The 12,460-nt window shown below is 70.3% G+C and carries 14 protein-coding genes and 2 pseudogenes; 10 read left to right on the forward strand and 6 right to left on the reverse strand.

Features of this window, described 5'->3' with window-relative positions:
- The first annotated feature begins 81 nt into the window (after positions 1 to 81).
- The 8 genes from EDD30_RS37265 to EDD30_RS37300 all read left to right on the forward strand — a co-directional run bounded on the left by EDD30_RS37265 (position 82) and on the right by EDD30_RS37300 (position 6,646).
- Positions 82 to 735 carry a hypothetical protein gene (locus EDD30_RS37265; RefSeq protein WP_071807095.1) on the forward strand — a complete coding sequence of 218 codons (654 nt, stop codon included), beginning with the start codon at positions 82 to 84 and terminating at the stop codon, positions 733 to 735.
- 72 nt (positions 736 to 807) lie between these two features.
- Positions 808 to 1,272 carry a hypothetical protein gene (locus EDD30_RS37270; RefSeq protein ID WP_071807094.1) on the forward strand — a complete coding sequence of 155 codons (465 nt, stop codon included), beginning with the start codon at positions 808 to 810 and terminating at the stop codon, positions 1,270 to 1,272.
- Positions 1,273 to 1,560: 288 nt separating this feature from the next.
- Entirely contained in the window at positions 1,561 to 1,899 is a 339-nt protein-coding gene (locus tag EDD30_RS37275; protein ID WP_071807093.1) for an ArsR/SmtB family transcription factor, read from the forward strand.
- 217 nt (positions 1,900 to 2,116) lie between these two features.
- Entirely contained in the window at positions 2,117 to 3,664 is a 1,548-nt protein-coding gene (locus EDD30_RS37280) for a SulP family inorganic anion transporter (RefSeq protein WP_244945690.1), read from the forward strand.
- Positions 3,649 to 4,362 carry an adenylate kinase gene (locus EDD30_RS37285; protein ID WP_084556620.1) on the forward strand — a complete coding sequence of 238 codons (714 nt, stop codon included), beginning with the start codon at positions 3,649 to 3,651 and terminating at the stop codon, positions 4,360 to 4,362. The genes EDD30_RS37280 and EDD30_RS37285 overlap by 16 nt, the downstream gene beginning before the upstream one ends.
- An 87-nt stretch (positions 4,363 to 4,449) precedes the next feature.
- Positions 4,450 to 5,073 carry a carbonic anhydrase gene (locus EDD30_RS37290; RefSeq protein WP_071807091.1) on the forward strand — a complete coding sequence of 208 codons (624 nt, stop codon included), beginning with the start codon at positions 4,450 to 4,452 and terminating at the stop codon, positions 5,071 to 5,073.
- A gap of 165 nt (positions 5,074 to 5,238) precedes the next feature.
- Positions 5,239 to 6,006, forward strand: coding sequence for a hypothetical protein (locus tag EDD30_RS37295; RefSeq protein WP_143162804.1), 768 nt, complete (start codon positions 5,239 to 5,241; stop codon positions 6,004 to 6,006).
- Positions 6,007 to 6,277: 271 nt separating this feature from the next.
- Positions 6,278 to 6,646, forward strand: coding sequence for a Tn3 family transposase (locus EDD30_RS37300; RefSeq protein WP_211277876.1), 369 nt, complete (start codon positions 6,278 to 6,280; stop codon positions 6,644 to 6,646).
- Between the two features lie 180 nt (positions 6,647 to 6,826).
- Here the strand turns inward: EDD30_RS37300 and EDD30_RS37305 are convergent, their stop codons facing one another.
- The gene (locus EDD30_RS37305) at positions 6,827 to 7,351 is read right to left on the reverse strand and encodes a GNAT family N-acetyltransferase (RefSeq protein ID WP_071807089.1); all 525 of its coding nucleotides are present in this window, start codon (positions 7,349 to 7,351) and stop codon (positions 6,827 to 6,829) included.
- An 82-nt stretch (positions 7,352 to 7,433) separates the two neighbouring features.
- On the opposite strand from EDD30_RS37305, the pseudogene EDD30_RS42225 reads away from it, so the two are divergent.
- Positions 7,434 to 7,610, forward strand: a pseudogene (locus EDD30_RS42225) (hypothetical protein); the annotation flags it as partial.
- Positions 7,611 to 7,711: 101 nt separating this feature from the next.
- Here the strand turns inward: EDD30_RS42225 and EDD30_RS37310 are convergent.
- Complete coding sequence (locus tag EDD30_RS37310) at positions 7,712 to 8,026, reverse strand: hypothetical protein (protein ID WP_211277875.1); 315 nt, start codon at positions 8,024 to 8,026, stop codon at positions 7,712 to 7,714.
- Between the two features lie 219 nt (positions 8,027 to 8,245).
- Here EDD30_RS37310 and EDD30_RS37315 point away from each other — a divergent pair, with 219 nt between their 5' ends.
- The gene (locus EDD30_RS37315) at positions 8,246 to 8,503 is read left to right on the forward strand and encodes a hypothetical protein (RefSeq protein WP_071807087.1); all 258 of its coding nucleotides are present in this window, start codon (positions 8,246 to 8,248) and stop codon (positions 8,501 to 8,503) included.
- Positions 8,504 to 8,518: 15 nt separating this feature from the next.
- Here EDD30_RS37315 and EDD30_RS37320 read toward each other — a convergent pair whose 3' ends face one another.
- The 4 genes and pseudogenes from EDD30_RS37320 to EDD30_RS41290 form a co-directional block, all read right to left on the reverse strand.
- Positions 8,519 to 8,803 (reverse strand): hypothetical protein, encoded by a 285-nt coding sequence (locus EDD30_RS37320; protein ID WP_123678735.1) that lies wholly within the window; start codon positions 8,801 to 8,803, stop codon positions 8,519 to 8,521.
- Between the two features lie 48 nt (positions 8,804 to 8,851).
- Positions 8,852 to 9,799 (reverse strand): annotated as a pseudogene (locus EDD30_RS37325) (glycosyltransferase family 2 protein); the annotation flags it as partial.
- Between the two features lie 28 nt (positions 9,800 to 9,827).
- Entirely contained in the window at positions 9,828 to 11,567 is a 1,740-nt protein-coding gene (locus tag EDD30_RS37330; RefSeq protein ID WP_143162803.1) for an NHL repeat-containing protein, read from the reverse strand.
- Between the two features lie 224 nt (positions 11,568 to 11,791).
- Positions 11,792 to 12,220, reverse strand: a complete 429-nt coding sequence (locus EDD30_RS41290) for a type II secretion system F family protein (protein WP_244945540.1) — start codon at positions 12,218 to 12,220, stop codon at positions 11,792 to 11,794.
- Positions 12,221 to 12,460 lie beyond the last annotated feature (240 nt).

The following is a 12,460-nucleotide window of genomic DNA, read 5'->3' on the forward strand; positions in this document are numbered from 1 at the left end:
AAGATCGATTCCGTGCGCTCAGACTCAGCCCACCCCTCTCGTCGACGGGACGACCCGCGGCCTGGTATTCAAGACGCCGTGATGGACCGGGAACTGCTCGACAAAATCGATGCCACGCCGTGGATCGCCGACCTGCTCACCCTTTTCGACTTCGAGGTCGCCCGGGCCGCCGACGGACCGATCGAGCCGGTAACCCTGCCCGGCGGCCAGCCTCTGGAGACGATCGCCGGCGACGGCACCGGCGGATCCTTTCTGCTTGTCGGTGCGGGTGCCGTGCGGCCGGTGCTCTACGTCGGCTCGGAGGGCGAGGGCGGCCTGGTCGCCACGAATCTGCGGGACGCACTGGCCCTCGTCGTCGGCGTCTCCAGCCTGCACGACGCCACCACGTTCTCCGTCGACGAGGACGACGGCAGGGCCCTGCGCGACTTTCTCGCCCGCACCGACGACGAGATCCGCGAGGACCGGCCGGAGCTCGACGACGACCGTGATCGCCTGCGCGAGGCTCTCGGACTGCCACCGGTCGATGACGTACTCCTGCGGTCGTTGCAGGCCGCGGCCGCGGACATCACCTACCGGCCGATCAACGAGCAAGGCGACCGGTTCCGGCCGATGCTGGCTTGGCTGGAAGACGCCGAGGAAGCGGAGCGCCCGGTGGTCCTGGCGTCTCTAAGTCCTCCTGCGCCCCCGGCGGTTCGCCCGGATGAGCCGATGCCGGGGCAGCTTGGCTTGTTCTGACCCAGCCAGGCCCGCGGTCACGCCTCCCCGAAACCAGTGCCAAGTCGTTGAGCGCTATGACAACGTCGGTGAATGATCAACGCTGAGGGCCTGGTCGGCAGACGCCTGCTGAAGGTGACGACATCCTGGCACCACTACCAGGAGACCAAGCCCTCTCTCCTGCACATGTGGCTGCACCTGGACGGCCTCGGCCCCGTCCGGTTCCACACGCCGAACGACGGATTGTCTATGGAGATCGACCAGCCTCACGGCCCTTACGACATGGACGAATACGGCCACACCACAGTCGAGGACGATCCGCCGGACTTCCCCATGACCCGGTTCGTCAGCCAACGGATTCTCTCCACCCGGGAGATCCGCTACCGCGGCGAGAACCTCGACTTCGCCATCGGCATCACACTGCAGTTCACGAGCGGAAGCATCCGCGTCCTCAACCTCGCGGACGAAATCGTCCTGGCCTACGACCAGCACTTGGGTCCGGTCGAGACCCATCTTCATGAGGCAATGACACCCGCACACCCGGACGCCTCACTGTGAGTTAGAGACGAACCCACGGATCGATCCCACCAAGCACGTCATTCGATCCTCGGGTTCCCGCTGAAGTCCCTTCAGTTTCCCCGAACCCACGGAGGTCCAGGGCCGCCGGTAGCTTCCAGCGCAAAAACAACGCTAATCAGTTGATGTAGGGCTCCTGCCCCCGCTGGGCTCCTGGTCGGCATGTGTCATCGGCTGCCATGAGAGTCGCCACATCCAAGACTTGAAGACTTTTGCAACTGATAAAGTCGACATCTGGCCTGGTGGCGGGCGTGATGGGGTGGTGATGGCGTGTCGGTGCCGTTGTATCAGGCGAAGGCGGAGTTGTTCCGCACGTTGGGCCATCCTGTGCGGATTCGGGTGCTGGAGTTGTTGCAGGACGGCCCGAAGCCGGTGCGTGATCTGCTGCTGGAGATCGAGGTGGAGGCGTCGAACCTGTCGCAGCAGCTGGCGGTATTACGCCGGGCGGGGCTGGTGGAGTCCAGCCGTGAGGGCGCATCGGTGATGTATGCGTTGAGCACGCCGGACGTGGCGGACTTGTTGGCCGCCGGCCGTCGCATCCTCGGGTCGGTGTTGGCCGACCGGGGCGGGTTGTTGGTGCAGATGCAGGCCGACGGACGTGAACGGTGAGCGCTGCCGCCGCCCGCGTCGCTGCGGTACGGCTGGGTGGGCTGTTACCGCAGCGTGCGGACTGGGTGGCGGTACGCCGTAGCCCACGCCGGGACCTGGTGGCCGGGTTGACGGTGGCGGTGGTGGCTTTGCCGCTGGCGCTGGCGTTCGGGTTACCTCCGGCCTCGGCGCCCAGGCGGGGCTGGTCACCGCCGCGATCGCCGGCGCGGTCGCGGCGATCTTCGGCGGGTCGAACCTGCAGGTGTCCGGGCCGACCGGGGCGATGACCGTGGTGCTGGTGCCGGTGATCGCCAAGTTCGGCGCGAGCGGGGTGCTGATGGTCGGCGTCATGGCCGGGATCGTTCTGATCGGCTTGGCGCTGGCCCGCCTCGGCCGTTACGTGCGCTATCTGCCGACCCCGGTGATCGAGGGCTTCACCGCCGGCATCGCCGTGGTGATCGCCCTGCAGCAGGTGCCGGCCGCGCTCGGGGTCACCGGCGCGCACGGTGAGAAGGTGTGGGCGGTGGCCGCCGACGCCGCCGCCCGGTTCGCCGCCGATCCGCATCCTGCCCCGATCGCGGTCGCGCTGGGTGTGGCCGCGGTGATGCTGCTCGGCGCCCGGTGGCGCCCGGGCCTGCCGTTTTCCCTGATCGCGGTGGCGGCCGCCACGGGTCTCGCCCAGCTGGCGCCCCTGTCGCTAGGCCGCATCGGCGCTTTGCCGGTCGGGTTGCCCACCCCGTCATTGGATTTCCTCAGCCTGCACGCCGTCGGCGCGCTGGTGCCCTCGGCGCTGGCCGTCGCGGCCCTGGCCGCGCTGGAGAGCCTGCTGTCGGCCACCGTGGCCGACGCGATGAGCGTCAACGAGCAGCACGACCCGGACCGCGAGCTGTTCGGACAGGGCCTGGCAAATTTGGTCACGCCGGTGTTCGGCGGGATCCCCGCCACGGCGGCGATCGCCCGCACCGCGGTCAACGTGCGAGCTGGCGCCGGCTCGAAACTGGCCGCCCTGACCCATGCGATCGCCCTGGCCGTGATCGTGCTGGTGGCCGCGCCGCTGGTCGGGCGGATCCCCCTCGCGGCGCTGGCCGGGGTGCTGCTGGCCACCACCGTGCGCATGGTCGAGGCCAGCGCCCTGCTCGCCCTGGCGCGCTCGGGCCGCGGCGATGCCCTGGTCCTCGCGCTGACGTTCACCGTGACGGTCGCGATGGACCTGGTCACCGCGGTCGCCGTCGGCCTGGGCGTGGCCGTCGTCCTCGCCCTGCGCGCCGTCGCCCGCACCGCCCGGCTGCAGCAGGTGCCGCTGGAAGCGGGCGACCACTCCGCCGAGGAACACCAGTTGCTCGCCGAACACATCGTGGCGTACCGCCTCGACGGGCCGCTGTTCTTCGCCGCCGCCCACCACTTCCTGCTGGAGCTGACCGAGGTCGCCGACGTGCGGGTGATCATCCTGCGCATGTCACGCGTGTCGACCATCGACGCGACCGGCGCGCATGTGCTCGGTCACGCCATCACCCGGCTGCAACGACGCGGCATCACCGTGCTGCTGTCCGGCATCGCCCCCGACCACGAACAGGTCCTGAGCACCCTCGGCGTCGCCGAGCAGCTGCGCCGCGACGGACGGGTCTTCCCCGACACCCCCACCGCGATCAAGTACGCGCGGACACACCTGGTGCACACCCTGCCCCGTCCGCATGACCCCGCCGGCGCCTTCCGCAGCCCGCGTACCACCCCGTCCCTCGACGCGTCCCCCCGAACCCACGGAGAACAGCCATGCGAGTACTCATGATCGGCCCGCCCGGTTGCGGCAAAGGCACCCAGTCGGTGCGCATCGCCGGCCACTACGGCATCGAGCACATCTCCAGCGGCGACCTGCTGCGCCGCCATGTCGCTGAGCGCACCACCATCGGGCGCACCGTCGAACAGTGCATGCAGCGCGGGGACCTCGTGCCCGACCACATCGTCATGGACATCCTGCGCAAACCCGTCGAGGCCGCCAGCCGCCGCGGCGGTTACGTCCTCGACGGCTTCCCGCGCACCGTCGCCCAAGCCGAAGCCGCCTACCGCGTCGCCGAGCCCCTCGGCGCCGCCGTGCGTATCGCGCTCTACCTCAAAGCCGGACGCGCCGAGCTGATCCGCCGGCTGCTCGCCCGCGGCGCCCAGACGGGCCGCACCGACGACACCGAACAGGTCATCAGTCACCGGCTCGACGTGTTCGACGAGGCCGCAGGCCCACTGCTGGCCTACTACAGCCGCCGCGAAACCCTGATCACCATCGACGGAGACCAGCCGGTGTCGCAGGTCACCGAAGCCGCGATCCGCCGCCTCGACCAGGCACGCCAGCAACTCGGCATGCCTGACATCAGCCTCGCCGGCACCGGTGGCACACACCGCACGCACGATGCCACCATCTCAGCCACCACGCCGGCCAGAGCCGCTCATGCAGCACTGTCCACGCGCCGGCACACCGGTCCAGGCCGTCTCTGACAACGGCCCACCGGACGAGAGGCCCGGGCAGCCGGTCACCGCTCGGCCCGGCCACCTGCGGCAACCACCCTCGGATAGGTTGATCATATGCCGGATTTCAGCGCGTCCTCACCAGCTGAGGCCTACGCCATGCTGCTGGAAGGCAATGCCCGCTTCGTGCGCGGCGAGCGGCTGCATCCGAACCAGGATGCCGACCGCCGATCACAGTCGGCGCCAGGACAGCGCCCGTTCGCTGTGCTTTTCGGCTGTTCGGATTCGCGGCTCGCCGCGGAAATCATCTTCGATCGCGGACTGGGAGACCTGTTCGTGGTGCGCACCGCCGGCCACGTCGCGGGCGCCGAGGTGCTGGGCAGCATCGAGTACGGGGTCACCGTGCTCGGCGCACCGCTCGTCGTCGTCCTCGGGCATGACTCCTGCGGCGCCGTTACCGAAGCCAGCGACGCGGAACGCGGAGGTACCGCACCGGCGGGCTACCTCGGAGACGTGGTGGAACGAGTCTTGCCCAGCGTGCTCGCCGCGCGGGCACAGGGCCTCACCGACATCGAGCAATTCGTGGACGAACACATCCGGCGAACTGTCACAGGGCTGGTGGGACGCTCACTGCTTTTGGCCACGGAGGTGTCCGCCGGGCGGTGCGCGGTCGTCGGCCTGTCCTACCGGCTCGCCGAGGGAACGGTCCACCGCGTAGCACAGCAAGGGCTCGAACCGTGAACGGCGGATCCGTCAGGGGGATCTGATCGGCCGCCGGATCGAGATGACGCACCATCCGGCGTTCCTGGAGCTCCGCCTCGCTGAACGATCATCCCAATACCGCTGTGTGACCGCTGTGGGAGTGTGCCGTCGGTGGACCGGTTGTCAGGGTCGCAACTGATCGCAGTGATCAGCGACGGCAGCGCCTTGCCCGACGGAGCCGACCTCAACCCCGTGCTGTCCGGCCACGCGCGTTGGCTCAGCAACCTCGGGTTCGACGCCTTAACGGCGGCCCTGAACACGGATGGGCGCGACACCCCCACCGTCGCCCTCAGCGCCGTACCCGGCGACGTGTCCGTCTTCCATCTCGTCCACACCCGAGCCGAACACGCCGGGCAGATTCGCCAGGCCCTTGAGGACGCGGGACGTGCTGTGGTCACCGACAACGATCTGCGCGCTGTCGTGGTCGCGGCGCGGGTGCTGACAGAACTTCGCCGCATGCGACGCCCGACCGACCAGAGCGCCGTCGTGATCGTTGACATCGACGAGCTGATCGACATGGGTGCTCTCCTGATGGCCATCGGCGTCCGCAATCTGGTCTTCTGCCGGCAGGCCGACGTAGCTTTCCCGCTTTCCCGGGCCACCCACGACGCCGACGTTGTCGTAGATCTACGCCCAGCGCCAGTGCACAACCCGCGAACGCCAGGCCCGACGAGGCCGTTGGTCGTCCCGCTGCCGGCCCCCGCCGACTCCCTCGCTGTCCTACCGGGGCTCCTCGCCGCCTTGGCGGACACCCAGGCCGCGCGATTGCACGTCGACGTCCTGGCCGCGGTAGCCCAGATGCTTGCCACTACTACAGCCCCCGGCTTTGCGTTGGCAACGCTCGACCCGGCGCTGACAGACGACATCGCCTGGGCGGTCCGACAGGCCCTGCGCCACCCGCGCGGCGGGTGAACCGGCCCGGTGACCGACGTCGCCGCGGCGGCTCCCGCACCGCAAACGTGCGCGCGTCCGATAGGCGGTCCTGCACCGGGCAGCCCGGCTGGCGTAGAACATCCCGCTGCACTGCAGCTCACCGCGTCCCGTAAGACCCGCCCGGTGAAGTGCCCGGATAACGGGGGCTAAACGCTACAGTCAGCCGAACATCTGGCCGGCACAGTGAGGGCCTCGGCCTGAAGATCGGCCCAGGGCTACGGCAGAGGTCGGCGGTGTTCTGTTTGCCGCGGTGCCGGACCCGGGCGAGGCGGGAGCGTTCCGCCGAGCAGGGTCGGCCATCCGGGTGAACGTCGTCGAGTCCTGGAACCGGGCCAACAGCGTGATCTTCTTCGGCAAGGGCGGCGACATCGCCACCAACCGCCGCGACGAGCAGGAACTGTCCGTGCTGTGCCTGCGCGTGCTGCAGGCCGCCCTGGTCTACGTCAACACCCTGATGGTCCAGGACGTCCTCGCCGACGAGGACTGGGCCGACCAGCTCACCGACGCCGACCGGCGCGGCCTCACGCCGCTGTTCTGGACCCACGTCGCCCCGTACGGCGAGGTGAAACTCGACATGAGTAGCCGGCTGACCTTGGCGAACGCGCCGCACCAGCCATGACCGGTGAAAAGCCGGACCGGGTGGTAACACCGCCGTGGAGCTGCGTCAGTCCACGATGATGTGATGACGGGGGGTGGCGCAGGTGCGTAGGTGGCTGATGGTGTGCGCGGGTGAGCCTTGGGCAACAGGCGAAGATCCCTCACCCGGCGAAACCTACAAGCGACACCAGCACTGGTTCACTCACCTGGTCTCGGTGTTCACCACCTGGTACATGGCGTGGTCCTGCCACTGTCCAGCAATCTTGAGATAGGCCGGGGCCGTCCCGAAGCGAAGAAAGCCGTTGCGCTCGAGCACGCGCCGGGACCTGACGTTGTGCAGCAGGGTCTCCGCCTGGACGCGATGCAGCCGCAGCTCTCGGAAGGCCAGGCGCACGAGTTCCCGCACGGCTGCGCTGGCGTGGCCGCGCCCGTTCGCGGCGGCGCTGACCCAGTAGCCCATGCTGCAGGACTGGAAGCAGCCGCGAACGATGCCGTTGAGGGTGATGCGACCGATCACGCCGGCGGAGTCGTCGAGGATGAGGTGGGGCAGTCCGGTGCCCTGCTCGTACCTGTCCAGCGCTGCCTGCAGCTCTGCGCGCTGGCCTTCGACGGTGAAGTAGTCATCCTCGCGCAGAGGTTCCCACGGCGCGAGGAATTCCCGGTTGGCGCGCAGCAGGTTCGCAAGGACCGGGGCATCGTCAAGGGTAGCGAGCCGGGTGCACGTCACCGCTGCATGATCGCAGTCCGATGCGCGGCGCCGGGAGACACCCGGCCGCGCTGACGGACCCTTTCCGTCCGTCGCAGCGGAAACCGGCTGGGGTGACGGAGGCTATCCCGTCTGGATCGGTCGCACGGCGACCGGCAGCGCCGGCTGCTTCATGGTCGATATGGCGATGCTCAGCCGCCGACAGTCCGCGCGCGAGCGGAAGCGGACCAACGATGATTGGTCCCGTGTGCGCTCCAGACTGGGTGCTGGCGGTCGATAGCCGAGGGATCAGATGTCTGCGGTGGTTCCATTCGGCGTCGGTGGTGTCGCTGGGGTAGCGGCGCCGCCGCGGCAGCGCGGTGACGGTCGCGGTCATCGCCGTCAGCCGGCGCGCACGAGCAGACCGAGTGCGGACTTGACCCCGGTGAGCTGGCCCAGCACGAGCTGCACCCAGTCGTCGTCGGGTAGCCGGGCCGCGTGGGGCTCGACGGTTGCGCTGATCAGGCGGGCGATGCGGGTCAGCTCGGTGCGCACGCAGGCCCGCTCGTAGGCGATCCAGTCGCCCGGCTCGGCGGAGAACCGGTACCCGTCGCGGCGGCTCCAGGTCAGCGGGGTCATGTGTTCGGCGGCGGCGACGTCGCGCAGGTAGGTCACCCCGGCGCGGACCTGATACGCGCTGAGCTCGGTCGCGGTCACGAGTTGCCGGGTGCTCAGCCCGGCCGGGCGAACCCACCGACGGCGTCGGCACCAACACCAACCGGCCGAACCCCAGCCGCCCGGTACTGCTCACTTCGCCAGCGTAGAACCGGCCCCCGCGGATGCTGGTCTCTCGTTCATCAGGAGAAGCCGGCGGCCACTGTCCCGGAAATGTCGCTTCCTACCGTGTCTAACCGGAGCCACTGTCATGATCGTTTCGTGCGGCCGTTCCCCGAACCTGTCCCGGCGATTCCTGACGATCCGCTCATCAGCAGCGACTACACCGGCTGGTGGCGCCGCACCGTCCGCATCATGCGAACGGTGTGGCCCCAACTCGTTGCGCTGCAGCTCGCCGGGACGGCCGTGTCCCTGGCCATCGCGATCGGGCTGTCCACCGACGGGCCGTCACCCGATGATGCAAGTGGGGCCGCCGCAGTCGGCGACCTGGCCGCCATCCTGCTCTGGACCCGACCATGATCCGAGAGACGCTCCCTAGGCGTCCGGGACGAAGTATCTGCCGGGCCCCGGCAGGAAATAGCGGCTGCTGCTCGGCACCAGGATGAGGACCAGGATCGCGATCGCGAGCAGGACGCAGACTATCTGTCCCGCCATCACGCGCGGCACCGGCGTCAGCGGCACCGGCGGCGGACCGCCGGGGTGGCCGGGCCAGGGCTGGCCAGAACCGTGCGGGTGGTGCGGCCCGGCGAACTGGGCCGGCACCGGCGGCCGGACGTCAGGACGGCCGCCGCCCGGCGGCGGACTCCACGGGTGCGTCATGATCGAGAGCGTACGGCCGGCTCGATGGCCTCGGTTGAGTACATCTACTCAGTTGCCGAGACGGGTTCTCAGTTGATCGGCCACCGTTCGCGGCTGGGCTGCGCGGCGATGGTCGGCAGCGCCCGGGTCGGCAGGTTGATCGGGGTGCCGGGAGCTCTGCGAGGGAACCGGCCGCGCAGAACCCGGGCGGTCCTGCTCGGAGACGTGAGCCGTGGCCGGGCCCGTGCGCACCATCCGGTGCCAGCGCAGCCGCCCGCCGAGCAGCGCCATCACGGTCGACTGGATGACCACCAGATACATCAGCTGCCGGTAGACGATCTGCTGCAACGGCAGGCTCCACAGCGGCGTCCAGCGTTCGCCGTCGAGATGCAGGGCGTACGCGGCCGTGGCCGCGCTCACCGCGGTGAAGCCCGTCCAGGTGGCGATGACGGTGGCCGGCTCGAGAAAGAACGCGCCGTACACGGCGTAGACGTCCACCATCGGCGCGGTGAGCGGCAGCAGGACCTGGAAGAGCAGCAGATAGCCGAGGCCGCGCCGGCCGAGGCGGCCGGCGGGGCCGCGCTCGCGCAGCGCGTGGCGGTGCTTCCACATCGCCTGCATGGTGCCGTAGCGCCAGCGGTAGCGCTGCCGCCACAACTGGCGCAGCGAGGCGGGAGCCTCGGTCCAGGCGACGGCGGAGGGTTCGTAGACGACGCGCCAGCCCGTCCGCAGCACCGCCATGGTGAAGTCGGTGTCCTCGGCCAGGGTCTGCGCCGACACCCCGCCGACGTCGTCGATGGCCGCACGGCGGAAGGCCCCGATCGCGCCCGGAACGGTCGGCATGCACTCGGCGACGTCGAACATGCGCCGGTCGAGATTGAAGCCGATCACGTACTCGAGGTGCTGCCAGCGGCCGAGCAGACCGCCGCGGTTCGCCACCTTGGTGTTGCCCGAGACGGCACCCACCCGGCGGTCGCGCAGCGGCTGCACGAGGCGGCCGACCGCGTCGGGTTCGAAGACGGTGTCTGAACCCCCTCTGACGCGCCTATTTCGGGATCGCGGTCCGGACGATCACCACCCGCTCCGCGTCACGCTCGTCGAGGAAACCCTGCGCGAGGTAGAGCCAGTCGCCGTGCACGGCGATCATGTCGGCGTATCCGGCCACCGTGGCGACCCGGCCGTCCGGCGTGACCCGCAGCACCTCCTCCTCGGCCTGCTTCCAGCGGTCCCTGCGGGCCTCGTCGAGTACGGCTTGTTGGGTGTCGTTCGCGGCACCTTCCCACTCGAACGAGTCCGGCAGCCGGCGGTCCTTTCCGATCCATCCGTTCGTCAGGTAGAGGTCGCCGTTCGCGGCGGTCACCAGGCTGGCGTTGTCGGCACCGCGATACGGCTCGGAGTTGCCGCGGATCACGATTGGCATCCGCGCGGCCGGCCCGCGGTCCTTCCACGGGCCCTGCCACTCGGCCTCGGGTTCGGTGCCGTGATCGCCGGCGAAGTCGCCGATGACCGCGTGGGCGGTGCCGTCCGGCTTGACCCGGACGACGCCGCGTCCGGCGACCGCCGCGTACAGGCCGCCGTCCGGAGCGGTCGCGAGCGGAACGGGGGTGGTCGAGTCCAGTGCCAGGTCGGTGCCGCGGATCCCGTCCGCGAAGCCCTTGTTCAGGCTGGCGGAGTGGCCGTCCGGCTCGCGGCCGAGGACGGTGCGGACCTTGCCGTCGCTGACCGTGCGGACCAGATGGAACGAGCTCCGGTCGAAGCGGCCCTCGACGACGGACAACCGGTCGTCGGCGGAGACTGTGACGCCGTCTAGAGAGGGGGTGTACGTCTTCTCGGTCGGGGCGCCGGCGGCGGCCGGGGTTTGCGGCTCGCGGTAGGTGGCCTGGTCCACCTTGAACCGGCGGACCGTGCGACCGTCCGGCTCGATCCGCAGCACGCCACCCGCGCCACTGATGTAGACGCTGCCGCCCGGACCGGTGGCCAGCCCGCTGACGGCGGTCCCGTGCAGGTCTGGCACCGCGACGCGGGAGAGCTGCCCGTCTCGGACCGTCCACAGGGTGTAGTCGATGCCCTGACGGGTCAGCACCCGCAGCGCCGCGGTGTCGTCCATCGCCAGGCCGACGAGCCGGCCGCGGATGGCCGCGTCGGCGGCCGACGTGCCCGTGCCGGTGCCGGCCCCGGCCACCACCTCGATCCGCTGGCCCGGCCCGAACGCCAGGGTGTCGCCCGGCAGGACCGCCACGAGCAGCATGGCGGCGGCTGCCGCGCCCCAGTACCGGCCGTGGTGGGTGACCTTCGCGGCCGAGCCGGACAGCAGCCAGGGACCGAGCCAGGCGCCTCCCGCGGCCGCCCCGATCGCCGCCGGGATCGCCATCAACGGGTGCGGCCACCACGAGCCCATGTGCGGTGCCAGCACCGTGCCGATCCGCGAGGCCACGAGGACCGGCGCGGCACAGATCACCGCCCCGGCGAGCCGGGCGGGCCATCCAGGCCACACCCACCACGGGGCGAACGCCGCGATGACTACCGCGGACGCCAGCCCGCCGATCAACCCGCACCCGATCCCGAAGGTCAGGCCGATCGGCAGGACCAGCGGTAGCTGGATGAAGGTCTTCAACCGGTCGCCGGGCGGCACTTCCATGAGTCCAGCGGTGCCGAGGAAGACCAGACTGGTCAGCATTCCGGCCAGCGCGCCGATGCCGAGGCCGCCGACCATCGTCCGGCCGAAGGCGGGCAGAGCCGCGCGTCCCCCGGGCCAAGGCGGGACATCCACTCGATCAAGCTTCATGAGCCGCACGATAGATGGTCACCTAAACCGTCCCGATCACCGCTACGACAGCGCCGACCCTGCCAGATCAACGGCTTCTCATGGAGCTCGGATTCCCGTTTGACCTGCCCACAGCCCGGCGTCGCCGCGAACCCGGCCGCTGCGCCACCAAGGGGGATGACGGCGAACGCCGACAGAGCGGGCACAGTGCGGGCTGAGATCGGCGCGAAACGCTCACAGAACCCTTACACAGCGGGCGTTCTCCATGGGGCTACCTGCCCGAGTCGCGGGCGCCTGGGTTCCCCGCCGGTTTCGTCGCCGAGGTCGCCCAGGGCCTGCCACGGGGCGATGCGCAGGACGCGGGCGGTGGTGACGGCCCGGTTGAGGCGGTGCGCGGCCCAGCCGTTGGTGTCGGCGCAGGCGTCGTCGATGGCCTGTTCCAGACCGGCACCGCCGGCCAGCGCCACGACGACGAGGTCGAGGACCGCGGACAGGGCGTGGCGCAGTTCCTCGCGGCGGCGCTGCGCTTCGGCGTGCACGGTGTGCTCGGCCAGCCACCAGCCGCCCGCCGCGCCGAGCAGCGACATCCACAACGGCGCGCTCTGGCCCAACGCGGCGCCGCCGGAATCCAGCACGGTCAACGCGATCGGCGGCAGCAGCAGGCCGGCCAGCATCGCGACGGCCTGGTCGGCCAGATGGGTCGCGACCCGGGCGTTCGAGCACGGCTAGGTCCTGGCGCATGCCCGCGCGAGGCAGCCCGAGCGCGCGTAGCGGCGCGGACAGCACCCGGGTCCGCACGCCGAGATCCGGCTCGGCGGGTGCCGGGCCGCGGCGCAGCCAGTCCAGCGCGACGGTCAGGCTGGGCCGCGCCGGCACGAGGCCGGAGACGACCAGCAGCGCGCCGAGCCCGGCGA

It is taken from the genome of Couchioplanes caeruleus (assembly GCF_003751945.1).
Classification (GTDB): Bacteria; Actinomycetota; Actinomycetes; order Mycobacteriales; family Micromonosporaceae; genus Actinoplanes; species Actinoplanes caeruleus.

What these genes read in the sequence shown, in the direction of transcription:
- EDD30_RS37265 (WP_071807095.1), top strand. Translation starts at nt 82, where the DNA reads ATGGACCGGGAACTGCTCGACAAAATCGATGCCACGCCGTGGATCGCC.
- EDD30_RS37270 (WP_071807094.1), top strand. Translation starts at nt 808, where the DNA reads ATGATCAACGCTGAGGGCCTGGTCGGCAGACGCCTGCTGAAGGTGACG.
- EDD30_RS37285 (WP_084556620.1), top strand. Translation starts at nt 3,649, where the DNA reads ATGCGAGTACTCATGATCGGCCCGCCCGGTTGCGGCAAAGGCACCCAG.
- EDD30_RS37290 (WP_071807091.1), top strand. Translation starts at nt 4,450, where the DNA reads ATGCCGGATTTCAGCGCGTCCTCACCAGCTGAGGCCTACGCCATGCTG.
- EDD30_RS37320 (WP_123678735.1), bottom strand. Translation starts at nt 8,803, where the DNA reads ATGACGCACCCGTGGAGTCCGCCGCCGGGCGGCGGCCGTCCTGACGTC.
- EDD30_RS37330 (WP_143162803.1), bottom strand. Translation starts at nt 11,567, where the DNA reads ATGAAGCTTGATCGAGTGGATGTCCCGCCTTGGCCCGGGGGACGCGCG.
- EDD30_RS41290 (WP_244945540.1), bottom strand. Translation starts at nt 12,220, where the DNA reads ATGCTGGCCGGCCTGCTGCTGCCGCCGATCGCGTTGACCGTGCTGGAT.